This window comes from Streptomyces sp. NPDC002577 (assembly GCF_053594815.1).
The window spans coordinates 1-22,286 of record NZ_JBSFWK010000034.1 but is presented as its reverse complement, the minus strand read 5'-3'; the positions used below and the strand labels follow the sequence as shown (position 1 = coordinate 22,286).

Genomic DNA, 22,286 nt, shown 5'->3' with positions numbered 1-22,286 from the left:
CGAGAAGGAGCGTGAAACCCTTAGCCACACCCCGAAGGGGAGAGCCTTGCTCTGCCCCGGCGCCACGGTGCCCGAATACCAGGACTCACCCGTCGCGGCACGGCCTACGAGGTCACGCGGGGAACCGCGGAGCCGGGGTCGAAGCCCGCGAAGGCCAGGCCGATGACGAAACCCGCCACCTCCTCCAGCTGACGCACGCGATCCAGCGCCCCCAGAGTCGCCGGCGTTCCGCCGACATCCCGCACCAATTCGCCGACAATGCGCAGGGCCGCCGGATCGTCCCCGCACATAGCCACCGTCACACGCGAATCATTTCCTCCCGGAGGTGTCGCCCACTGACTGGCGGGAAACAGGTGGAACGCCTTGACGACATGCGCTCCTGCGGCCAGCCCGGCGATTCGCTCCGCCATCGACTCGCCGTGATCGGTGAGCAGCGAACCCACACCATGCGCGACGGCATTCGTGGGATCGATCAACGGCGTCCCCTCGAGCACGCCGTCGGACGCGCCCACCGATCCGAGCATGTCCTCGACCCCATCCCATGACACGGCGAGCAGTACCGCATCGCGCCCGATGACCGCCTCACGCGGCGCGACGGCGACGACCCCACGGCCCAGCCGGTCGGCAAGCTTCTGTGCCCTCGCCTGCGAGCGACCGCCGATCACCACCTCATGTCCCGCACGGGCCCAGCCTTCACCCAGCGCCGCCGCGAGCGTCCCCGTGCCCAGGATTCCGATACGCATCGTCACTCCCTCTCACACAACGAGCAGTTGGGCAGCTACCGTAAGGAAGGTGATACGCACCGATCGGTGTGTATCAGGCGCGCGATGATGGCTGGCGAGATGAAGGATCACGAAGCCCATTGCTACGAGCTCGTCGCCGATTGCCGGCTGCGCGCGGCAACCGATCTCTTCGGCCACACATGGGATCCCGTTGTCCTGGCGGCTCTTCAGCCGGGACCGCGCCGACGCCGCGAACTGCGCGCCGCGATCGGAGGTATCAGCGACAAGGTGCTCACCGACACCTTGCACCGCCTGCTCGCCAACGGCCTGGTCGACCGCCGTGCACACGCCGAGGCGCCACCTCGCGTCGAGTACGGCCTGACCAGCTTGGGGCAGAGCCTGGTCGACGGCCCGCTGAAGGCACTCGGACGCTGGACGATCGAGCACGGTGAGGAACTGCTTGACGCGCAGGAAAGTGCGGCGCGCAGGCAATCAGCTCGCAGATAGCCACGTCCACGACACAGCGAACCGCGCATTCCGCTGCCGTGGGCGGCCCGCCGCGGTGAAGTGAAGTGCGGTCAGGGAGCCGCAGAACTGTGCCCGCTTGGAGGTAGTGGCGAAACTCCCGGCTCGTCGCGTCGTGCACGTCTGGCCGCAGACGCCCAAGGCCCTGCCCGGGGCACATTGCGACGGGCGCGCATCGCCACGTCTCTCCTCTTCTTGCTTTTCGGTACGGCCCTGGGGGCGTGGACGAGCCGTATCCCCGGTGTGAAGAGCCATCTCGGACTGAGCGACGGCCGGTTGAGTCTCGCGTTGCTCGCCTTCGCTGTGGGAGCCATCACGGGCATGGCGGGGTTGAGCCGGCTCGTCGACCGGTACGGAAGTACAGGCGTCATGGTGCCGACGGCGCCATTTTGGGCTATGTCGGCTTCCTGGTCGGCCCCATCCTCATCGGCAGTGCCAGCACCTTCATAGGGCTGCCTGCGGCCCTCGGGGTCCCCGCGCTGCTCGTACTCGCCGTGGCGCTGAGTGCCTCCGCGCTTCAGCCCCCGGGGCACCGCGGGATGCCGCCCGTCCCGGATGCCGGGCGTGGTGCTCGAGAGCGGCCGAGAAGCATCAGCCGTCGCGGTGGCGGACGCTCTCCTGGGCGGCTTCGGCGAGAGCGGTGACGAGGGGCGTTCGCCCGGCCCTCGGCCCAGGCCGGAGCGACCTGGGCGGGTGGGGCGTCGGTGACCGGCACATACGCGATGTCGGGCCGAGGGAACATGTCGGAGATCGACACCGGAAGGAACGCCCCGCCCCGCGCGGCCGTACTCCACGATCTCCTCCATGTCGTGCACAGCGGGTCCCTGGCGGGCTTGGGTGCCGTCGGGGCGTGGATCGATGCTCCAGAAGGCGTTCCAGGCGGAGGTGGCGTCGGCGTGGCGCACCACGGGCTCGCCGGCGACGTCGGGGATGCGGACGCAGGTCCGGGCCGCCAGCGGATGGTCGGCCGGCAGGGCGACCGTGAGCGGTTCGGCGTAGAGCGGCAGAGGTCAGCGAGGTGGCCGACCGCATCCGCGCAGAGCTCCTCGATCGTATCGGCCTCGGCGACCTCCTCGTCGCCCACAAACTGGTGAGCAACGGCTGAAGCGCGGGCTGTTTGCGTGGTGCCGGCTTGAACGGCGGTGTTCAGGGAGTCGGTAGTCGCTCGTCGGCACCACGCTGCGGTGTACAGGGAGTCGGCAGTCGGCACCACGCCGCGGTGTCACGTGCGTGCGGTGTCGTGGCGGGTGGTGCCTGGGGCCGGTGCGGCCCAGTCGATGTGGTGGTCGACCATCCAGGCGGTCTTCTCGGGCTTGGAGAGCCTGCCGACGATCCGCAGCAGGACGCTGGTGAGGGTGCGGCCGACAGGGCCCGCGGTCTTGTTGCGGTTCTGGCGGGCCGTCTCAGCGATGATGCGTTCGACACGAGGGCGGCGCAGGGCCTCGTACGCGGTGAATGCCTCGCCGTGCGGCAGGTCGCGCAGGCAGCGGGCGAGTTCGACGGCGCTCTCGGCGGAGAGTGAGGCGCCCTGTCCGGAGGTGGAGGAGGGTGCGTGGGCGGCGTCGCCCACGAGGACCATGCGCCCGAGGCTCCACGCGGGGATCTTCGGCATGTTCTCCATGGAGCCGATGACGAGCAGGTCGGACGGGGCGGTGCGGGCTATGAGATCGGCCGCCGCGGTGCGGTCGGCGGAGAACGTCTCGGTCAGTCGGCGCTTCCACTCCTCGGCGGTTGTGAACCCTGCCTCCTTGGCAGTCAGCGGTTCGCGGCGCGGCAGGTTCACCCACCACACGGCCGACGAGTCCTCAAAGATCTGGTAGCCGAAGAAGCCGCGCTTGCCGAAGCTCATGTTCATCTTGCCCCCGGTCGAGGGCAGGCCGGTGTCCTGGACCCGGGCGCCGAAGCTGATCAGCCCGGTGTGGGCGGGGCCGGGTGCGGCGGGGTCGATGAGCGTGCGCACGGTGGAGCGGATGCCGTCCGCTCCGATGAGGATGTCGGCGCGGGCACGGGTGCCGTCGGCGAAGCGCGCGGTCACTCCATCGGCCGTCTCCCGCGCTCCGACGAGCTGCTTGCCGTGCTCGATGCGGATGCCGCGGCGGACCGCTTCCGCGTACAGGGCTCGGTAGAGGTCCGCACGCCACACGAACTGCATGGGCGCGACGCCGGGCGGGTTGCCGAACTCCGCGAGGCGCCGGCCGGCCCAGTCCTGGATGACCAGGGCTGTGACGGGGGTGCCGACGGGCCGGACCGCGTCGCCGGCGCCGATGGTGTCCAGCGCGGAAAGGCCGTTGGGCGCGATGGTCAGGCCGCCGCCGACGTTGTCGGCGGACGCCTGGTGAGCCTCGTGGATGCTCGCGGTGATGCCGGCCTTCTGCAGGGCCATCGCGGCGACGGGGCCGGCGATGCCGCCGCCGATGACAAGGGCGGTGCGCGTGCGGGGTGTTGCGTTGGAAGCCATGGGTTCCTGCCTTCGTCGGGGTTCCTGCCTTCGTCGGGATGCCGGCCACCGGTGTGTGGACCACACCGTGTCCGGCTGGTCCGGCTGCACAGGTCGATAGTTGCAATGAAACTAGTCTCATGTCAACTAGTTCGCGTGTGGGTAGCATCGGCGCATGAGTGCCGTCCCGCGCAGTTCCCCGCTGGCCCTGACCGTCCTGGCCCTGCTGCACTACGAGCCGCTGCACCCGTACGGCATCCAGCGACGGCTGAAGCAGTGGGGGAAGGACCTGGTCGTCAACGTCGGCCAGCGTGCCGCGCTGTACCGGACGATCGAACGGCTGGAGCAGGCGGGCCTGGTTGCCGTGCGGGAGACGGGCCGCGACCAGGCGTATCCGGAGCGGACCGTGTACGAGGTCACCGACGCCGGACGCGAGGTGGCCCGGGAGTGGCTGGTGGAGATGCTGGCGGTGCCGCGACAGGAGTTCCCGCAGTTCCCTGCCGCACTGTCGCAACTGCTGCTGCTCACGCCGCAGGAGATCCCTGAGATCCTTCAGCGGCGGCTGGCTGCGGTCACCGAGCAGCTGAGCGGGCTGGAGGAAGCCCTGGCTGAGGGCGGGGAGGAACTGCCGCGCGTCACACTGCTGGAGGTGGAGTATCTGCGGGCCGTGACGCGGGCGGAGGAGCAGTGGCTGCGAGGGCTCATCGACGACCTGACCACCGGCCGTCTCACCTGGTCGATGGAGGAGTTGTTCGGCACGGCCCAGGCACTTGCCGCAGACGAGGCTGACGGCGCTGACGAAGTGCTGTGACCGGACAGTTCACCGGAGGCGTAGTGCGCTTCGCTGGGCAGGGGGTGTCGTCGCTTCCGAGGACGTGGCGCTCGCCGAAGCGCTCGAACCGTGCCCAGCGGATCCATGAGTTCGGCTGGGGCGTCCGCTCCTGTCCGGTGACAGCCGTTGCCGCGGGCACAGCTGTCAGCAGTAACACCCGACGTCGGTGACCTCGAGGACGTTGCCACGGGACATGTACTCAATCCAGCACTGCTGACCGAACGCTGCTGCAGTCGTCCCCGGCGCAGGGGCCGGCGCCTCGGCAACGGCGGCGATGATCATGATGATTTCCTTGCGCGCGTCGTCGGGGACGTCCCACAACACGTCGGCGGCGCGTTGGATCATTTCCACTCGCATTGCACACCCCTTGGCAGGAGCAGCGTCGTACGGCGGAGCGCCCGGGACCGGATGGACCTGCGGCCGACCAAGACCAGAGTCGCTCGATATCTGCGGACATGTACAGAGGTGCAGCGAACCTTCGCCTGCACGGTGCCGGGCTCGTGCATGGGCCCATGCGTCGCCGACGGCTGGGAGGAAGGGCGGCCGGGCGGGAGAGCGGCGTGCGGGCGTCAGTCCGGTACCGAAGGCGCCCCGGCGAGGGCCTTCTGAATATCGGCGGCCGGGAAGGGGGTGTCTTTGCTTGCGGTGAGAAGCCGGTGGTGGAAGTCGTCCAGGATGAGGGCCGACCGGGCGTGCCGGTCGATTATCGCGCTGATCTCGGCCGGAACACCTTCGGGCCGACGGCCGGCGAGCCATGCACGCAGGAACGCGTTGTGTTCCGTGCCGCCGCGCACCGTGTCCGGCAGGTGGTACCGCAGGAGGTGGCTCGGCGCGTAACAGCGGTCATAGGCGAGGTGGTCGGTCAGGAAAGCGGATTCTTGCGCCGAGAGATCGAAGTCGCGGCTCAGGGCCAATCCCAGGTCGCCGAAGTAGATATGGCGGCCGTCGGTCAGCAGGTTCGCGAAGTGCGTATCGAAGTGGACCAGGCCACGGGAGCTCATGAAGGACGTCCCTGCCGTCAGTGCGTCCTCCACCCACGGATAGTGCGAGCCGTCCTGCGGCTCCGTCTGCGCGCCGGTTGCATCGCGAGCGGCGCCGAGCCAGTCGGCGAGCGTGTGCGGCACGTACTCCAGGAAGAGCACCACGCTGGCGGTGGAGCGGCTGATGGCCTGCAACCGGCGCCGGACGGCGGGGGAGCCTTCCCAGTGCGCGACGGCGCCCTCGAGACCGCCGAATTCGTCGGCGAATCCCGCCGGGGGGTCATCGGGCAGAACCCGCCAGTGATACAGCAGCGGGAAGCCCACGTACTGGTCTGTCAGCACCCACCCGGTCGTCATGATGTGCGCTGCCAGCTCTCGCCAGGCTCCGAATCCGGTGGACCCGATTCCGTACTGGTAGAACAGGGGCAGTTCGAACAGGTTGGCTGTCGATCGCACATTCTCCGGCCGCAACTCGAGGTCCGTGAGTGGGGCCCGTTTGATGAAGACACGGACGCCGTCCACGTCCCACTCTGCCGACCTGCCGCCGATGCCCGAGCCCAGCACAGGTGCAGCAGCCACCGCATCAGCGAGCCGGTGGTCGCTGAGCTGCGACAGACGACTTGCCACAGTCTTGTACGCGGACACGCGCGTGGCGTGCAGTGACTCGGCCTTGTTCATCGGCGCCTCCCCGGCACTGCAACGCAACAGACTTCCCCGACAGCGTACGGATTTCGAGGAACTCGTCGGGCAAGGTGGAGGGATGCTGCCTGAGGTGCCCCTGCCCGGAGGTTTCGTCAACGATGTGGTTCGTGTCGGTGACACCGTGCGCCGCCCGGCGTCCGCCCGGACGCGCTTCGTCGGTGACCTCCTCGACCTGCTCGAGGCTCGTGGCTGGCCAGGAGCGCCGCGCTATCTCGGCATGGACGACGAAGGCCGTGAGATCCTCACCTACCTCGACGGGCATGTGGCCTGGGAAGGACAGCAGCCGGCCGCTGTGGCATCGGATGCGAGCCTTGCGCGCGTCGCCCGGCTCGTGCGGGAATTCCACGATCTGACAGCCGGTACCGAGCTGGCCGGAGCCCACGAGGTCGTGTGTCACAACGACCTCTCGCCCAAGAACACCGTCTACCGGACAGTGGGCGGCACGCTGCGCCCGGTGGCCTTCATCGACTGGGATCTCGCAGCGCCAGGTGAACGGATCCATGACGTTGCCCACGTGTGCTGGCAGTACCTCCACCTGGGACCGGGAGCGGTAGACATCGCTGAAGCCGCCCGGCGGATGCGGTTGATCGCTGACAGCTACCAGCTGTCGGACCGGCGCGACCTCGTGTCGACGATCCTGTGGTGGCAGGACCGGTGCTGGCGCGGCATCGACGCCGGGGCGGAAAGCGGGGACGGCGCGATGATCCGCCTTCGCGACGCCGGGGTGGTCACGCAGGTGCAGAGGGCGTACCGCTGGGTCGCCGACCATCGGGCTGTCTTGGAGCATGCAGTGCGCTGAGCACGCCCGACGGTTGCGGCGGCACTGTCTGTGCCTGCGGCAAGGTCGTGGAACCTCCTCGTAGAGTGACGCTCATGACAAGACACGTCGTGTTCGAGCGGCTCCACAACTTCCGTGACCTGGGCGGCTATTCGGCTCGCGACGGCCACACGGTCCGGTCGGGTCTGCTCTACCGGTCCGACTCCCTGGCCAAGCTGGAGAACGGGGACTGGGATCGCTTCCTCGCTCTCGGGGTGCGCACGGTGATCGATCTGCGATACCCGTGGGAGATAGCGGCAAAGGGACGCGTGCCGCACAGCGACGAGCTGACGTACTTCAACTTCAGCATCGAACACCGCCCCTACGACCAGGCGGAGATCGATCCCGATGCCGACCCCTGGCGCTACCTCGCGGACCGGTACGCGGAGGTCGCCGACGACGGCGCGAAGGAGCTGCGCCAGGCGCTGGAGGCCATCGCCTTCGCGGATGGGCCGCTGGTATTCCACTGTGCCTCGGGCAAGGACCGGACCGGGATCGTCGCCGCCCTCGTCCTGTCCCTGCTGGGCGTGTCCGAGGACGATATCGCCGAGGACTTCGCCCTGACCGAGCTGGCCACGGACCGGCTGATCGCCGACTGGCATGCCGCGCACCCCGGGCGGACGCTGCGCTGGCCGGGGTACGGCCGAGCCCCGGTGGAGGTCATTCGGATGTTCATGGCTGACCTCGCCGCCCGCCATGGATCCGTTCACCGGTACGCCACCACACACCTCGGTGCCGATGACGGACTGATCGCCAAGCTGCGCGAGCGGCTTCTCACGTCGTGAGCACCGGGCATCCTCCCCACCTCGCTCACACTCGGTAAGTACCGGCGTCCGCACAGGCGGAGCTCCTCGCCCGCGCCTGTGCCCGACCGCCGGTCCGCCCGTCAGCTCGCCGGTCCGGTACTGCCTCGCACCACCAGCTTCGGGCGGGAGACCTCGAAGTGGCCGATCGTCGTACCCTCGACCAGTTCCCGCAGCTGCCGGGCCGCCCTGGCCCCGTAGTCGACGATGTCCCGGTTCAGTGCGGTGAGGCCCGGCTCCACCAGCTCGCACAGGGCGGAGTCGTCCCAGGCCACCATCGAGACGTCGCCGGGGACGGACAGGCCCATGTGGCGGGCGGCGCTCAGGCCGGAGACCGCCATCACGTCGTTGTCGTACAGCACGGCCGTCGGACGCGGATCGCGGGCCAGCACCTCGCGGGTCGCGGCGGCACCCTGCTCTCCGGTGTAGTCGGCCTCGACCGTGGTCAGGCGCATCCCGAACTCGCCGGTGACCTCCTCGAACGCGGTGGTGCGGATACGGGTGTGCCACAGCGCGCCGGGGCCGGAGATCCTGGCGACCGACCGGTGGCCCAGGGCGGCCAGGTGCGCCAGTGCGGCGCGCACGGCCTGTGCGTCGTCGCTCCACACGGCCGGCAGGCTGCCGGTGCCGACCGGATGGCCCACCACCAGGGCGGGCAGGCGCAGTTCCTCGAGCGCGGGGATCCGCGGGTCGTCGACTGTGACGTCGACCAGGAACACGCCGTCGACCCGGCGGCTCGCCCACCAGTCGCGGTAGACGGCGATCTGGGCAGCCGTGTCCTCGGCCAGGGTGAACAGCAACGACACGCCCCGGCCGGACAGCTCGACCTGGATGCCGGAGATCAGCTGCATGAAGAACGGCTCGATGCCCAGCATGCGCGCGGGCCGGTCGACGACGAGCCCGTACGAGCCCGCCCGCCCGTCGGACAGGGCGCGGGCCGCGCTGTTGGGCTTCCAGCCGAGCTCCTCGGCGATGGCGAGGATCCGCCGCCGCGTCGCGTCGGACACGCCGGGTTTGCCGTTGAGCGCGAACGACACGGCACCCTTGGTGACGCCGGCTCGCCGGGCGACGTCGGCCATGGTCGGGCGCTTCACCAATGCATTCCTCTCCCTCGGGCAGTCCAGTCTAGGAGGGCCACAGCAGGCGGCGGGTGGTCGCGAGGCCCCAGTCGTCCAGGGCGCGCAGCCCGTCGCCCGACGACCGCAGGCCGCCGTGCGTCTCGACGGTCCGCGCCCACTCCTCGCGCCGCTCGACTCCGGGCCGCAGCATCAGGCAGTCGGGGTCGTTGGTCCATAGCCGGCCGTGCTGCCAGGCGCGGGCGCGCACATTGCGGTCGGCGTTGCGCTGGCTCGGCTCGGAGGGGTGGCCGCTCGGCGCCGACCAGTACTGGGCGATGTCCGGCCCGACCCGCATGGCGTCCACGAAGCCGGCGGCGGGCAGCAGCGGGGCTCCGCACCCCACCAGGTACGAGTCGGCGCCGATCGTGTCGCGGATGATCCGCAGCGCCTCGCGGTACGCCTCGACACCCGTCACGTCCGCGTACCGGCGGCCCTCGAGCGCCCCCGCGTAGATGAAGTCGATCTTGAAGTAGTCGACGCCCCAGCCGCGCATCGCCGCGAACACCTCCCCGAGGTACGCGGCCGCGCCCGGGTTGGTCACGTCCAGCGCCGTGCAGCGGTCGCCGATCGCGTCGCCCGCGAACACCGGTTCACCGGTGGCAGGGTCGGTGACCGCCCAGTCCGGGTGTTCGGCGTAGAGGCGGCTGCGCAGGCCGATCAGCAGCGGGGCTGTCCAGATCCCGGCCCGCCGGCCGCCGGCCCGGATCCGGCCGACCAGCGCCGGCACGTCCGCGAACCGGTCGGACGGCAGCAGCCAGTCGCCCGGTGCGGCCTGGTAGCCGTCGTCGATCTGGACGACGTCGAAAGGCAGGTCCAGCTCGTCCATGGCGTCCATCTCCGCCAGGATGTGCGCCTCGGTGACGGTGTTCCAGTACTGGTACCAGGAGCACCACACGGTCGGCGCCGCCCGCCTCAGGCGTTCCTCCGGCACCCCGGCCTGCCGGGCGAAGTCCTCTGCCCAGGCGCCGAGTGCGGCCTGCACCGACGCCCCGTCCTCGCCCCGCAGCCGCAGCACGGGTGCGTCCGACGAGATCCGCAGCACGCCGCCGGGCGCCGCCTCCGCGCGTACCCGCGGAACCGTCCGGTCGGCGCGCTCGGCCGCGAACACGTGCACCGGCCCGCCGTCGCCGGGATCCACCGCCAGTACGCCCTCGCCCTGGAAGACGCCCTCGGGCGGCACGGTGTTGTAGTGGCAGTCCATGGCCAGGGAGTTGGCGAGGGTCGGCCGGTACGGAGCGACGGTGACCGGAAGGGACTCGGTGACGCTCCAGGACTGCCAGCCCTCGGCGTGGATCCGGGCGGTTCCCGGGTCCAGGGTCAGGGTCGCGACCGGTTCGAAACCGGCATGGTCGGTCACGCGGCGGCCTTCCCCTCGGACTGCAGCCAGCACAGCACCTTGTGGCCGCCGCCGAGTGCCGCCTCCGGCGGGCGGGTGGAGCAGACGTCCATGGCGAACGGGCAGCGCGGCCGGAACCGGCAGCCGTCACCGGCCACCGTCTCCCGACGCTCGGCGTCCCGTGCCGAACGCGCCGCCATGCGCACCTGCCGCGCGGCGCGGATCTCGGCCCGTGTCGCCCCGGTCCTGGGCGCCGCGGCCGCCAGCAACTGGGTGTAGGGGTGCTTGGGGTTGAGGATGACCTCGTCGCTCGGGCCGCGCTCGACGACCTCCCCGCGGTACATCACCATGATGTCGCTGGAGAAGTGCCGGGCCGTGGCCAGGTCGTGCGTCACGTACAGCAGCGCCAGATCGCGCTGGCGCTTCAGGTCGTCCAGCAGGTTCAGGATCTCCAGCCGGATCGACACGTCCAGCATCGACACCGGCTCGTCGGCGAGCAGCACATCGGGGGCCGGAGCCAGCGCACGGGCGATCGCGACCCGCTGCCGCTGCCCACCGGACAGCTCGTGCGGCCGCTTGCGCGCCACATCCGCGGCCGGGGTGAGGTTCACCTGCCGCAGCAGCTCCGCGACCGCTGCGTCCGCCTCGGCTCCGCGCCGCGTCCGGCCGGTGGCCAGCAGCGGACGCCGCAGGTGGTGGTCCACGCTGTGCGAGGGATTGAGCGAGGCGAACGGGTCCTGGAAGACCATCTGCACCGCGCGCCGGTACTCCTTAGCCGGCACCTTGTCCCGGCCGCCGAGCAGGATCTGCCCGCCGCCCGGCGTGACCAGGCGCGAGAGCGCCTTCAGGACGCTGGACTTGCCGCTGCCGCTCTCGCCGACCAGGGCGAGGGTGCGTCCGGGCTGCAGTGCGAAGGAGAGTTTCTCGACGGCCCGGTAGGGCTTGCCGCGGGACTGGGCGTACTCGACGACGAGATCGCGGACTTCGAGGGCGGTCATGACTGCGGTCCTTCGGCGTCGTCGGAGGCGGAGCTGCGGTGTTCCGGGTCGTTCAGATGGCACGCGGCGCGCCAGCCCGCGGTACCCGCGCTCGCGATGTCCAGCAGGCGGGGCGCTACCGTCCGGCAGGGCTCGAAGGCCTGCTCGCAGCGGTCCGCGAACGCACATCCGACGACCTCGCCGCGCAGGTCCGGCGGCGAGCCCGGAATGCCGCGCAGCTCGCGGCGCTCACCGACGAGATCGGGGAACGAGCGCAGCAGTCCCTGCGTGTAGGGGTGCCGGGCGGCGGTCAGCCGCTCCGCCGGGGCGTACTCGACGATCTCGCCCGCGTACATCACGGCGAGCCGGTCGCTGATCTCCAGCAGCAGCCCCAGGTCGTGCGTGATGAAGATGACGCTGAAGCCGAGCTCCTCGCGGAGCCGCTCGATCTCGTCGAGGATCTCCCGCTGCACCACCACGTCGAGTGCGGTCGTGGGCTCGTCCATGATGACGACGTCGGGTTCCAGCGCGAGCGCCATGGCGATCACCACCCGCTGGCGCATGCCGCCGGACAGCTCGTGCGGATAGCCGCCCGCCCGGCCCGCGTCGATGCCGACCATCTCCAGCAGCGCCTTCGTACGGCCGGCCCGCTCGGTCTTGGTCATCTCGGGCCGGTGGGCACGGTAGATGTCGTCGAACTGCCGCCCCACGGTGGTGACCGGGTTCAGCGCGTTCATGGCGCTCTGGAACACCATCGACAGCCGGTTCCAGCGGAAGGCCCGCAACTCATCGTCCTCCAGCGCCAGCAGGTCGGTCTCCCGGCCCTCCCGGTCGCGGAAGACGACGCTGCCGCCGGTCAGCCGCGCGGGGGCCTTAAGCATCCGTGTGACCGCGTACGCCAGAGTGGACTTGCCGCAGCCGCTCTCCCCGGCGATCCCCAGGACCTCGCCGCGCCGCAGCTCGAAACTGACGCCCCGCACGGCACGCGTCGGGCGCTCGCCGTCGTACTCCACCTGGACGTTCTCGGCGCGCAGCACGACATCCCGGGCGGCGGAGCCCGAGGGATCGGCAGCCAGGCCGGCAACGGTGTCGATCATCGGGCGGTCCTGCCTTCCTGCGTACGGGTACGGCGGCCGGAGCGCGGACGGTGGACGCGCAGCCTGGGGTCGAGGACCTCGTCGAGGCCGAAGCTGATCAGTGACAGGGCGGCGCCGAAGACCGCGATGCACAGGCCCGGCGGGACGAACCACCACCAGGAACCGCCGGCCAACGCCTCGGCGTTCTGCGCGAAGTACAGCATGTTGCCCCAGGTCATCGCCGACGGATCGTCAAGACCGAGGAACGCGAGGCCCGCCTGAGTGAGGATTGCGAAGATCACCGCGAAGATGAACTGCGAGACGATGATCGCGACCTCGTTCGGCAGGATCTCCACCAGCACGATCCGCCAGCGCCGCTCGCCGTACAGCCGGGCCGCCTGCACGTAGTCGCGGCTGCGCAGGCTCAGCGTCTGGGCGCGCAGCACGCGGGCGGAGGCGGCCCAGCTGGTGAGCGCGATGACGCCGATGGTCGCGAGCGAGCTGCTGCCCTTGACGTACGAGGCGATCACGATCACCAGGGGCAGGCCCGGGATCACGAGGAAGACATTGCTGATGAGCGAGAGAAGCTCGTCGGCCCAGCCGCCGAGGAAGCCGCCGCCGATGCCGATCACGATCGACACGGCCGTGGCCAGCAGGGCGGCCGCGGTGCCGATCACCAGCGAGCCCCGGGTGCTGGCGATGAGCTGGGCGAAGACGTCCTGGCCGGTCTGGGTGGTGCCCAGCCAGTGGGCGCCGGACGGCGCCTGCGACAACTCCTGGCTGAAGGCGTCGGGGTTGCCGGTGAGGAACGGGCCGAAGATCGCCACCAGTACGAACACGGTGATGATCGCGAAGCCGACGGTGAGCCGGCGGGAGCGGCGCACCGTCCGCCAGGCGCCGCGTGCCCAGGCGGCCGGGCCACCGGAGGAGCCGGACGCGGGCACCGGCGGAGTGGTGGTCGGAAGGGTCGAAGGAAGCGGTGCGGTGGTCATCGGGCCTGCCTCGTACGGGGGTCGACGAAGCCGTACAGCATGTCCACCAGGAAATTGGCCGACAGCACGGCGAAGGTGATGACAAGGAAGACGGCCTGCATCAGCGGGTAGTCGTTGTTGCTGACGGCCTGGAACAGGGTGTACCCGATGCCGGGGTACGAGAAGACCATCTCCATGACCAGCGAGCCGCTGACCACGAAGCCCAGCGAGATCGCGAAGCCGGCCACCGACGGCAGGACCGCGTTGCGGGCCGCGTAGCCGATCATCACCGTGCGGGACTTCAGCCCCTTCGCCTCGGCGGCGGCCACGTAGTCCTCGGACAGCGTGGAGACCATCATGTTCCGCATGCCGAGCAGCCAGCCGCCCACGGAGCTCAGCACGATGGTGATCGCGGGCAGCATCGCGTGCTGCAGCGCGGAGTTGACGAACGCCCCGTTCCAGCCGATCGTCACGCCCGGTTCGTAGCCGCCGTTCTGCGGGAACACCGGCCAGATCTGGGTCAGCAGGTACAGCAGCAGCAGCGCGAGCCAGAAGTAGGGGATCGCGGCCAGGAAGGTGGTGGACGGCACCAGCGAGTCCAGCCAGGTGCCGCGCTTCCAGCCGGCGACCGTGCCCAGGGTGATGCCGATGACGACGCTGATGACGGTGGCGGCACCGATCAGCAGCAGCGTCCACAGCACCGAAGAGTGCAGTACCGAGCTCACCGGGGTCGGGAAGAAGGTGACCGACAGTCCGAACTTCAGCTGCGCCGTGGCGACCAGGTAGTCCCAGTACTGGACGAAGATGTTGCCGTGGCCCAGGCCCAGCATCTTGGCCAGGGCCTCCTTCTCACCCGGGGGCACCGGGCCCTGCTGCGACTGCCTGGCCATGATCAGCTGCACCGGGTCGCCCGGGATCAGCCGGGGCAGCGCGAAGTTGAGGGTGACCGCCATCCACGCGGCGATCGCGTAGAACCCGAGTTTTCTCAGTAGGTACCGCATGTCCGAAAAGCTCCTTGCCGGCTCGGCCGGGGGCCGGTGCGGTGCCGCTCCGTCCGTCCCGGCGCCGTTGTCAGGAGTCGGCGGGGGAGGGGGATGGGGAGGGGCACCGCACCGGAGTGCGGGCGGGAGTGTGCCGCGTTACTTCACCGGCTTGAGGTGCATGGCGACCCAGCCGTTGTCCGGGGCCAGCCAGATCGACGGGGCGGCGTACGCGTTGTCCTTGGTGGGATACCCGGTGACGTGGTTGCCGTTGAACTCGATCTCGTTCTGTTGGTTGAACAGCGGGATCAGCGGCATGTCCTTGATGAACTGCTGCTGGATCGTGTAGAAGTGCGGCCGCTGCTTGGCCACGTCGGTGGTCGAGGCGATGGCGTCCAGCGCCGCGTCCACCGCGGGGTTGGAGTAGCCGCCGTAGTTGCCGACGTTCTCGCTCTGCCCGTCCTTCGGGGCGATCCGGCTGTCGAGTAGCTTGTCGTAGTAGGCATACGGGTCCGGTGTGTAGCCGTCGTTGCTGAGCAGCATCTCGAACTTGCCGGAGGACTGGTTGGCCACCCACTGCGCGTAGGCCTCGGTGCGCACCTTCAGCTCGATGCCCGCCTTGGCGAGTTGCTGCTTGGCCATCTGCCCGATGCTGATGTAGTCGGTCCAGCCGGTGGGGATCTCCACCGTGATCGACAACTTCTTGCCGCCCTTGGCGTAGATGCCGTCCGAGCCCTTGGAGTAGCCCGAGGCCTTGAGGTATCCGTCGACCTTCGTCTGGCCAGTCTCGAACTTCGCGTCCTTCAGCGTCGGATCCAGCACCAACTGGTAGTTGGGCAGCAGCAGCGCCATCGGGTTCGTCGCTCCGGCCTGGCCGTTGTACACGGTCTTGCTCATGAAGTCGCGGTCGAGCGCGGCGCTGATGGCCTTGCGCACGTTCACGTCGGCGGTCGGGCCCTTCTTGAAGTTCGGCGCGAAGTAAGTGGTCGAGAGCGGGATGTTGACCAGGTCGAACTTCTTGTTCTTGGCGAGGTAGTTCTTCTCGATGTCCGGGATGAAGGCGCCGGCCCAGTCGGTCTTCCCCGAGGTGATCGCCGCGTTGGCGCTGGTGTTGCCGCTGAAGGACAGGTAGCGCAGCGTCTTGATGTTGGGCTTGCCCTCCATGTAGTAGTCCTTGCGCGCTGAGAGGTCCATCACCGTGTTGGCGACCGACTTGACCGTCCAGGCACCGGTGCCCACCGGCTTGGTGTTGAGGACGGTCTTCTTCTTGCTGTCGGGGATCTTCGACCAGATGTGCTCGGGCAACTGGTCGGCCTTGCCGAGGATGAAGTACTCCTTGGTGTAAGCCGACTGCGAGAACTTCAGCGTGACCCCGTCCTTGCCGTCCGTGGTCACCGACGTCAGCGGCAGGGCGAAGCTGTTGAAGTCCTTGTTCTTCAGCGACATCTCGAAGGTGAACGCCACGTCCTTGTTGGTGAACGGCTTCCCGTCGTTCCAGGTGGCGTCGGTGCGGATCTTGATGTGCAGGGTCTTGCCGCCGTCCGACCATGTGTAGGACTTGCCGAGCCACGGCTGGACGTCACCGCTCTTCACCGCGTTGAACAGGAACAGCGGCTCGTAGATCATGCCGTGCGTGCCCTGCTGTGCGTTCGGCGAGAACGGGTTGAAGTTCTTGGTGAAGTTCCCCGAGGAAGCCGTGACGGTGAGCATGCCGGTCGCCGCCGGGCTGGAGGAGCCGCCTCCGCCGCATGCGGTGGCGGTGGTGGCGGCCAGAGCCAGTACCGCGCCGATGGCGAGGCGTCGTCGCCTGGCCGGTGTCGTGACGTTCATCGGTGATCCCCTGATCGGTGGGCGGGCTGGAGGTGAGGTGAGCACAGGTCGGGGTTGGTGGTGACCGCCGAGAGGTGGTCCGTACGGCGGATCACGGTGTGCGGGTGGAAGCGTGCTGACAACGATGTCAGGGCAAGGTTCTCGAGCCCTGCGAACTGGCCGGGTGGTACGCGTGCGCAAGTGGTGCGGATGTACGAGTTGTGCGGCCCGGCGGGCTGCCCGTATGCCTCCCGCCACGTGCGTCGAGCGGGACAGGGACGGTTGACCCTGTCACTCTCGGCGTGGGTGAAAATTAGAGTCCGGGTAATCCGCTGTCAACACTTCCAAAACAAATAAGTTCTGGATCTCCGCGACACCGGCACGCTTGGCAACCTGACCCAACTGAACCGGTTTTGCTCGGCCATGACCAAAGGGCCCGGGCGGTCGGCGGTCGGCCCGCGCAGGTCAGCCGCAGTGTCGCGACCACGCTTGCGGCCCGGACGAGTGCCGGCTCGGGGCGCTGCTGCCCCGGAGCGGGAAGCGACAGGCGGTGCGGGCCGCCGTCAGGCGCCCGGGACTTCGCCACGACGTAAACCGGTTTATGAATCTGCGCGGAGTTCTCCGCGACGTCTTGACGCTAAACCGGTGCAGTGGTTCCATCGTCCCGCCGTCGGAGGAGCCGCCCGGCCACCACACCGTATGCGCCGCACGACGAAACACCGCCAGGCCAGGGCGGAGTCGCGAGCTCCGGTGCGCGGTCGTGCACCGCCGTCAGCCGCCGGCCTCCCCGCAACCATTCCGCCACGCCGTCGGCGCGGGCTCGGGTGCTTTGCTCTCGCCCCCGAAGCCCGTACCCCGTCCCCGGCGACCGCCACTTCAGAAGAGGATCCCGCCCATGCAGCGCACCTCCGCCCGGCTGACCTCCGCCACCACCCCGGTCACCTGGCTCGGCGCCAACTACTGGTCGCGCACCGGAGGCCCGCTGATGTGGCGCTCCTACGACCCCGACGTGGTGACAGAAGAACTGCGCGTCCTGCGCGACCACGGGCTGAACATGACCCGGTCCTTCTATTACTGGCCGGACTTCATGCCCACCCCACACACGGTGGACGAGGAGAAGTGCGCCCTGTTCGCCGACTTCCTCGACCGGCACCAGGCCCTGGGCATGACCACCGTCCCGACCTTCATCGTCGGCCATATGTCCGGAGAGAACTGGGACCCCTCCTGGCGCGGCGGCCGGGACCTCTACTCCGACGTGTGGATGGTCGCCCGCCAGGCCTGGTTCGCCGGGCAGATGGTGCGCCGCTTCAAGGACCACCCGGCCGTCGCGGGCTGGCTGGTCTCCAACGAGATGCCCATCTACGGCGACCGCACCCAGGACCGCGAGGCCGTCTCGTCCTGGGCCCAGATCATCGCCGACGCCGTCCGCGCCGCCGGCGGCACGCAGCCGTTCTCCCTCGGCGAAGGTGCCTGGGGCCGTGAGAACACCGGCAACGAGAACGGCTTCTCGGTCCGCTACACCGCCGAGATCTGCGACTTCCTCGGCCCGCACGTCTACCGCATGGAGGACGATCCCGTCCGCCAGCACCACGCGGCCGCCTGGGTCTGCGAGATCACCGGCACCTTCGGACGACCGGTCGTGCTGGAGGAGTTCGGCGTCAGCTCCGACTTCGTCTCCGGCCCGAACGCCGCCCACTACTACCGCCAGGTCCTGCACAACAGCCTGCTCGCCGGGGCCACCGGCTGGATCGCCTGGAACAACACCGACTACGACAACCTCAAGCACCAACCCCCGTACCTGCACCACGCCTTCGAGATGCACTTCGGCCTCACCGACGTCGAAGGCGCCGCCAAGCCGCAGCTGCGCGAGCTGAAGGACTTCGCGGAACTGCTGCAGAAGGTGGACTTCGGCCGCACCCGGCGCGCCGACACCGACACCGCCGTCGTGCTCTCCTCGTACCTCGACACGGAGTACCCCTTCACCCGCCCCGAGGACGCCGACCACGTCTACCGCAGCGCCCGCCAGGCCTGGGTCGCCGGCCGCCTCGCCGGACTCGCCCCGGCCGTCACCCGGGAGAGCGACGGCCTGCCCGGCGAGGCCAGGCTCTACCTCGTACCGTCCACGAAGCAGCTGCTCTCCCCGACCTGGTACGAGCTCGAGGACCGCGCCCGCACCGGCGCCACCGTGTACGTCTCCTACTGCCCCGGCTACCACGACGAACAGCGCGGCCCCTGGTACGCCCACCTCAACGAGATGTTCGGCGTCGAGCACCAGCTGGAGTACGGCCTGGTCGACCCGATCGAGGACGACGAGGTGACCTTCACGTTCGTCCGCCCCTTCGGCAACCTCCCCCAGGGCGCCCGGCTCACCTTCCGCGCCGCCGGGACCGAGAACAGCCGCGTCTTCCTCCCCGTCGAACCCGCCGACGCCGAGGTGCTCGCGGTCGACGCCCACGGCCGCCCCGCCCTGCTGCTGCGGCGGGTCGGCGAGGGCTCCGTGATCTTCTCCACCTACCCCCTCGAGCACATGGCGGCGGTCACCCCGCGCGTCAACCCGGAGGACGGTGTCACCCTGTACGACGCGCTCGGCGCCCACGCGGAGGTGCGGCGCCCGGTCACGGTCGCGGACCCGAGGGTGGTCGTGGACCGTCTGGAGCACGAGGACGGCCGGGTCTTCGTCTGGCTGGTCAGCCAGGCACGCCAGGAGATCACCGTGAAGCCGGCGGTGGAGGGCGACGCCACCTTGCACGACCTCGACGGCACGCCCGTCGACACCGTGAGCCTGCCCGAGCGAGGCGTTCGCGTGCTGGAACTGCGCGGGGCCTGAGCCCCTTACCCCTACGTACCGGAGGAGGAGCCCCGTGCCGCTCACCGACATGCCGCTGGACGAACTGACCCGCTACCGGCCCGAAATGGAAGCCCCCGCCGACTTCGACGACTTCTGGGCCGGGACCCTCGCCGAGGCCCGTGCCCAGGGCGGGGACCCCGTCCTGACCCCCGTCGAGGACACACTGCTGACCGCCGTCGACGTCCACGACGTGCGCTTCCCTGGCTGGAACGGCGAACCGGTGACCGCCTGGCTGCTCCTGCCGCGCGGTGCCACCGGGCCGCTGCCCGTCCAGGTCAAGTACATCGGCTACAGCGGCGGCCGGGGCCGGCCCACCGATCACCTGCTGCCGCCCGCCGCCGGATACGCCCACCTGGTGGTCGACAGCCGCGGCCAGGGCCACGACACGCCCGACCACGGCACGGGCGGCGGGACCCAGTGGGTCGAGGGCTTCATGACCCGGGGCATAGAGGACCCGCGCGACCACTACTACCGCCGCCTGATGACCGACTGCGTCCGCGCCGTCGACGCCGTCCGCACCCTGCCCCAGGTCGACCCGGACCGGGTCGTGGTCAGCGGCGGCAGCCAGGGCGGCGGCCTCGCCCTCGCCGTCGCGGGCCTCGCCCGCGACCTGGTCGCCGGAGTGCTGACCGACGTGCCGTTCCTGTGCCACTACGAACGCGGCGTAGCGGTCGCCTCCGACGGCCCGTACGTCGAGATCGCCAAGTACCTGCGCTGGCACAGCCAGGACATGGCGGAGACGGCCTTCCGCACCCTGTCCTACTTCGACGGCGTCCACTTCGCCGCCCGCGCCACCGCGCCCGCCCTGTTCAGCGTGGGCCTGATGGACCCCATCTGCCCGCCGTCCACCGTCTACGCCGCCTACCACCGGTACGCCGCCGAGCGTGACATCCGTGTCTGGCGCTTTGCCGACCACGGCGGCGGATACGGGGCCACGCCGGGCGAGCACCTGCGCTGGCTGCGCGACCACGGCCTCGGGCCCAAGGACGCGTAGAGCCCGGTTCCTTTCCGGCCAATGGAGCACTCCGGGCGCGCAGTCGGCGGTGAAGCAGAAACCCTCGCGGCGCGAGCTGGGAGATTCCCTCGTCGCCGCGAGGGAGACGTCAACTCCGCGCCACCGGGATGCCGGCGGCGCGGACGGCGCGCGGTCCCGCGCCCAGTTCGCGGCGGCAGGCCTTGTTGAACGCCTGCAGATCGGCGACCGTGTACAAGACGGGCCTCGCCGCGCTGCAGGACGGCTGGCGCCTGTTCCAGGCCTCCCAACTGCTTCCGCCCCACCCTGACCACGAGTACGACACCTCCTTCCTCGAACACGAGTTCTTCTTCGAGAAGCTGTAGCCCCGGCGGCCGGGCCGCCCCGGCCGCCGGGGTCGGGGCGGCCCGTCAGGCGGTGGTGCAGGTGCTGCCGTTGAGGGCGAATGTGGTCGGGGCGGTGTTGGCGGTGTTCTTGGTGGCCGTGAAGCCCAGCGTCACGGAGCTGCCGGCCGCGATCGTGGCCGTGTAGGAGGCGGGCGCGACGCTGACGGCGGCGCCGTCCTGCGTGGCGGTGCCTCCCCACATGTTGCTGATCTGCTGACCGTCCGCGTAGGCGAAGGTGAGCTTCCAGCCGCTGATGGTGGTGGAGCCGGTGTTGCCGAGCACGATCTCGCCTTGGAAGCCGCCGGGCCACTCGTTGACGACGCGGTAGGCGGCCGAGCATGAGGCGCCGGGTGTGGTGTCCTTGTCGGTGGTGACGTTCACCGTGGCGGAGCGGGCCGAGCGGTTGCCGGCGGCGTCGCGGGCGTAGACGGCGAATGTGTACGACGTGTCGGCCGCCAGACCGGTCACGGTGACGGAGTTGGCGGAGGACGCGGCCACGGTGGTCTCCGCACCGCCGCTGACGCGGACGACGTCGTAGCCGGCTACGGCAACGTTGTCACTCGAGGCCGCCCAGGTCAGGGTGGTCGACGTGGCAGACACCGAGGACGCACTCGGGGTGCCGGGCGTGGTCGGGGCCTCAGTGTCCGCCGGGCTGCCGTCGGCGTAGATGCTGGCTTCCCGGGAGGTCTGGGCGATGCCGTTGACACCGTGGAAGATGCGCTCGCCCCAGGAGCTGAGCTGGTTGGGGTCGAAGTCGATCGCCAGGTCGAGGACGGGGTCGGTGTTGCCGCTCCAGGACCAGGCCAGGTAGCCGAGATCAAGCTCCTCGGCGGCGGCCATCATGGTGTCCTCGTCCGGGTCGCCGTACTGGTCCGCAGGGCCTCCGAACTCGCCGATGAGGATGGGCAGTCCGGCGTCGACGAAGGCGTTCAGGTAGTCCGTGATCTCCTGGGCGGTGTCGTAGACGCTGTACATGTGGATCGAGAAGATCAGGTTGCCGGTGGAGTCGGCGTCATAGACCGACTGGGCGTTGTCGCGCATGACGCCTTGCCAGTCCTGGCCCCAGTTGGGTGCGTCCACCATGATCGTGTGCTCGAACCCGGCACTGCGCAGCTTCTTCACCGCGGCGATCGTGGGATCGGTCCAGCCGGCCGGATTCGTGTTGCCCCAGGGCTCGTTGCCGATGTTGATAATGATGTAGTTCTCTTCGCCGGCGAGCACGTCCTTCAGGCCGATCCAGTAGTCGGCCGCCTGGTCGAGCGACGCGGCTGCGGACTCCTCGCCGTAGCCGGTGGTGTCGTGCACCTCCAGCACGCAGATCAGCCGGTTGGCCTTGCACTGGTCGACGACGTTCTGCACGTCCTCGGCACTGTTCTCCGTCCAGCGGTGGCCGTTGGACAGCACGACGCGGACGGTGTTGGCACCCAGCGCCTTGATGTCGGCCAGCGACTGCGTCTCGTTCGGGTACCAGGTGTGGGCGTGGTTGACGCCGCGCATGACGAAGTCGTTGCCGTCCACTTCGAGCAGGCGGCCGTTGCTGATGTGCAGGCCGGTGGCGAGGGCGCCGACCTGCTGGGCCTGGGCGGTGGCCGGGCTCAGGACAGCGGCAACGAGGACGGCGAGGAGCGCGGCCAGCTGGGACAACAGGACGGCGACGGGGCGATTTCGCCTCGTACTTCTGGTGGTTCTTGGTGTTCTCACTGCGACTCCAAAAAAGTGAGCGCCAGGAAACTTCAGGCTGGGAAGCGAACTTGCTGGGAAGCGAGCTTGGGAGCGCTCCCATGAAAGCGATTGTGTCAAGAGCACGTCAAGATGTGCGCGTGCTCGAATGCCTGAATGGCCGATACGTGGGTGCCGGCCTTGGCCCCGGGCGCGGGGGAGTCTGGTCGGGCTGCTGCTGATGCGCGGCGCCGCCCGCGGAGGGCTCGCCCCTCGGGGTCCTTCGGCAGGCAGCAGTGCGGCGGGGGGGGGGGGCGCGCGGGGCCGCCCCCCGC

The 22,286-nt window shown here is 69.7% G+C and carries 20 protein-coding genes; 7 read left to right on the top strand and 13 right to left on the bottom strand.

Going from position 1 to position 22,286, the window contains the following annotated elements:
• Positions 1-104: 104 nt before the first annotated feature.
• Positions 105-743, bottom strand: a complete 639-nt coding sequence (locus ACWD4J_RS31340) for an NADPH-dependent F420 reductase (RefSeq protein WP_451398836.1) — start codon at positions 741-743, stop codon at positions 105-107.
• Between the two features lie 99 nt (positions 744-842).
• On the opposite strand from ACWD4J_RS31340, the gene ACWD4J_RS31335 reads away from it, so the two are divergent.
• Positions 843-1,229, top strand: coding sequence for a winged helix-turn-helix transcriptional regulator (locus ACWD4J_RS31335; protein WP_451398899.1), 387 nt, complete (start codon positions 843-845; stop codon positions 1,227-1,229).
• A gap of 71 nt (positions 1,230-1,300) precedes the next feature.
• Here the strand turns inward: ACWD4J_RS31335 and ACWD4J_RS31330 are convergent, their stop codons facing one another.
• Together ACWD4J_RS31330 and ACWD4J_RS31325 are read right to left on the bottom strand one after the other, a co-directional pair.
• Entirely contained in the window at positions 1,301-2,254 is a 954-nt protein-coding gene (locus tag ACWD4J_RS31330; protein WP_451398898.1) for a LysR substrate-binding domain-containing protein, read from the bottom strand.
• 215 nt (positions 2,255-2,469) lie between these two features.
• Positions 2,470-3,705, bottom strand: coding sequence for an FAD-dependent oxidoreductase (locus tag ACWD4J_RS31325; protein ID WP_451398835.1), 1,236 nt, complete (start codon positions 3,703-3,705; stop codon positions 2,470-2,472).
• Between the two features lie 154 nt (positions 3,706-3,859).
• Between ACWD4J_RS31325 and ACWD4J_RS31320 the strand changes: the two genes are divergently transcribed.
• Entirely contained in the window at positions 3,860-4,495 is a 636-nt protein-coding gene (locus tag ACWD4J_RS31320) for a PadR family transcriptional regulator (RefSeq protein WP_451398834.1), read from the top strand.
• 165 nt (positions 4,496-4,660) lie between these two features.
• On the opposite strand, the gene ACWD4J_RS31315 is transcribed toward ACWD4J_RS31320, so the two are convergent.
• Positions 4,661-4,873 carry a hypothetical protein gene (locus ACWD4J_RS31315; protein ID WP_451398833.1) on the bottom strand — a complete coding sequence of 71 codons (213 nt, stop codon included), beginning with the start codon at positions 4,871-4,873 and terminating at the stop codon, positions 4,661-4,663.
• Between the two features lie 212 nt (positions 4,874-5,085).
• Positions 5,086-6,174, bottom strand: a complete 1,089-nt coding sequence (locus ACWD4J_RS31310; RefSeq protein WP_451398832.1) for a protein kinase family protein — start codon at positions 6,172-6,174, stop codon at positions 5,086-5,088.
• Here ACWD4J_RS31310 and ACWD4J_RS31305 point away from each other — a divergent pair.
• Together ACWD4J_RS31305 and ACWD4J_RS31300 are read left to right on the top strand one after the other, a co-directional pair.
• Positions 6,167-6,997, top strand: coding sequence for a phosphotransferase (locus tag ACWD4J_RS31305; protein WP_451398831.1), 831 nt, complete (start codon positions 6,167-6,169; stop codon positions 6,995-6,997). The two genes, ACWD4J_RS31310 and ACWD4J_RS31305, sit on opposite strands and share 8 nt — an antisense overlap.
• A 74-nt stretch (positions 6,998-7,071) precedes the next feature.
• Complete coding sequence (locus ACWD4J_RS31300; RefSeq protein WP_451398830.1) at positions 7,072-7,800, top strand: tyrosine-protein phosphatase; 729 nt, start codon at positions 7,072-7,074, stop codon at positions 7,798-7,800.
• A 101-nt stretch (positions 7,801-7,901) separates the two neighbouring features.
• On the opposite strand, the gene ACWD4J_RS31295 is transcribed toward ACWD4J_RS31300, so the two are convergent.
• The 7 genes from ACWD4J_RS31295 to ACWD4J_RS31265 form a co-directional block, all read right to left on the bottom strand.
• Positions 7,902-8,912 carry a LacI family DNA-binding transcriptional regulator gene (locus tag ACWD4J_RS31295; protein ID WP_451398829.1) on the bottom strand — a complete coding sequence of 337 codons (1,011 nt, stop codon included), beginning with the start codon at positions 8,910-8,912 and terminating at the stop codon, positions 7,902-7,904.
• A 31-nt stretch (positions 8,913-8,943) separates the two neighbouring features.
• A complete protein-coding gene (locus tag ACWD4J_RS31290; RefSeq protein WP_451398828.1) occupies positions 8,944-10,293 on the bottom strand; it encodes a glycoside hydrolase family 36 protein in 1,350 nt (449 codons plus the stop codon).
• Entirely contained in the window at positions 10,290-11,270 is a 981-nt protein-coding gene (locus tag ACWD4J_RS31285; protein WP_451398827.1) for an ABC transporter ATP-binding protein, read from the bottom strand. The genes ACWD4J_RS31290 and ACWD4J_RS31285 overlap by 4 nt, the downstream gene beginning before the upstream one ends.
• Positions 11,267-12,346, bottom strand: a complete 1,080-nt coding sequence (locus ACWD4J_RS31280; protein ID WP_451398826.1) for an ABC transporter ATP-binding protein — start codon at positions 12,344-12,346, stop codon at positions 11,267-11,269. The genes ACWD4J_RS31285 and ACWD4J_RS31280 overlap by 4 nt, the downstream gene beginning before the upstream one ends.
• Positions 12,343-13,317, bottom strand: coding sequence for an ABC transporter permease (locus ACWD4J_RS31275; protein ID WP_451398825.1), 975 nt, complete (start codon positions 13,315-13,317; stop codon positions 12,343-12,345). Before ACWD4J_RS31275 ends, ACWD4J_RS31280 begins: the two co-directional genes overlap by 4 nt.
• Positions 13,314-14,297, bottom strand: coding sequence for an ABC transporter permease (locus ACWD4J_RS31270; protein WP_451398824.1), 984 nt, complete (start codon positions 14,295-14,297; stop codon positions 13,314-13,316). Before ACWD4J_RS31270 ends, ACWD4J_RS31275 begins: the two co-directional genes overlap by 4 nt.
• Positions 14,298-14,435: 138 nt before the next feature.
• On the bottom strand, positions 14,436-16,106 hold the full coding sequence (locus tag ACWD4J_RS31265) for an ABC transporter substrate-binding protein (RefSeq protein ID WP_451398823.1): 1,671 nt from the start codon (positions 16,104-16,106) through the stop codon (positions 14,436-14,438).
• A gap of 874 nt (positions 16,107-16,980) precedes the next feature.
• On the opposite strand from ACWD4J_RS31265, the gene ACWD4J_RS31260 reads away from it, so the two are divergent.
• The 3 genes from ACWD4J_RS31260 to ACWD4J_RS31250 all read left to right on the top strand — a co-directional run bounded on the left by ACWD4J_RS31260 (position 16,981) and on the right by ACWD4J_RS31250 (position 20,271).
• Positions 16,981-18,912, top strand: coding sequence for a glycoside hydrolase 5 family protein (locus ACWD4J_RS31260; RefSeq protein ID WP_451398822.1), 1,932 nt, complete (start codon positions 16,981-16,983; stop codon positions 18,910-18,912).
• A 34-nt stretch (positions 18,913-18,946) separates the two neighbouring features.
• Positions 18,947-19,927 (top strand): acetylxylan esterase, encoded by a 981-nt coding sequence (locus tag ACWD4J_RS31255; RefSeq protein ID WP_451398821.1) that lies wholly within the window; start codon positions 18,947-18,949, stop codon positions 19,925-19,927.
• Between the two features lie 209 nt (positions 19,928-20,136).
• Complete coding sequence (locus ACWD4J_RS31250) at positions 20,137-20,271, top strand: hypothetical protein (protein ID WP_451398907.1); 135 nt, start codon at positions 20,137-20,139, stop codon at positions 20,269-20,271.
• 45 nt (positions 20,272-20,316) lie between these two features.
• On the opposite strand, the gene ACWD4J_RS31245 is transcribed toward ACWD4J_RS31250, so the two are convergent.
• Entirely contained in the window at positions 20,317-21,936 is a 1,620-nt protein-coding gene (locus ACWD4J_RS31245) for a cellulase family glycosylhydrolase (protein ID WP_451398820.1), read from the bottom strand.
• Positions 21,937-22,286 lie beyond the last annotated feature (350 nt).

Coding starts and splice junctions, on each gene's coding strand:
- ACWD4J_RS31340 (WP_451398836.1), bottom strand. CDS start 743: ATGCGTATCGGAATCCTGGGCACGGGGACGCTCGCGGCGGCGCTGGGT.
- ACWD4J_RS31325 (WP_451398835.1), bottom strand. CDS start 3,705: ATGGCTTCCAACGCAACACCCCGCACGCGCACCGCCCTTGTCATCGGC.
- ACWD4J_RS31300 (WP_451398830.1), top strand. CDS start 7,072: ATGACAAGACACGTCGTGTTCGAGCGGCTCCACAACTTCCGTGACCTG.
- ACWD4J_RS31335 (WP_451398899.1), top strand. CDS start 843: ATGAAGGATCACGAAGCCCATTGCTACGAGCTCGTCGCCGATTGCCGG.
- ACWD4J_RS31270 (WP_451398824.1), bottom strand. CDS start 14,297: ATGCGGTACCTACTGAGAAAACTCGGGTTCTACGCGATCGCCGCGTGG.
- ACWD4J_RS31285 (WP_451398827.1), bottom strand. CDS start 11,270: ATGACCGCCCTCGAAGTCCGCGATCTCGTCGTCGAGTACGCCCAGTCC.
- ACWD4J_RS31320 (WP_451398834.1), top strand. CDS start 3,860: ATGAGTGCCGTCCCGCGCAGTTCCCCGCTGGCCCTGACCGTCCTGGCC.
- ACWD4J_RS31265 (WP_451398823.1), bottom strand. CDS start 16,106: ATGAACGTCACGACACCGGCCAGGCGACGACGCCTCGCCATCGGCGCG.
- ACWD4J_RS31260 (WP_451398822.1), top strand. CDS start 16,981: ATGCAGCGCACCTCCGCCCGGCTGACCTCCGCCACCACCCCGGTCACC.
- ACWD4J_RS31275 (WP_451398825.1), bottom strand. CDS start 13,317: ATGACCACCGCACCGCTTCCTTCGACCCTTCCGACCACCACTCCGCCG.
- ACWD4J_RS31310 (WP_451398832.1), bottom strand. CDS start 6,174: ATGAACAAGGCCGAGTCACTGCACGCCACGCGCGTGTCCGCGTACAAG.
- ACWD4J_RS31315 (WP_451398833.1), bottom strand. CDS start 4,873: ATGCGAGTGGAAATGATCCAACGCGCCGCCGACGTGTTGTGGGACGTC.
- ACWD4J_RS31280 (WP_451398826.1), bottom strand. CDS start 12,346: ATGATCGACACCGTTGCCGGCCTGGCTGCCGATCCCTCGGGCTCCGCC.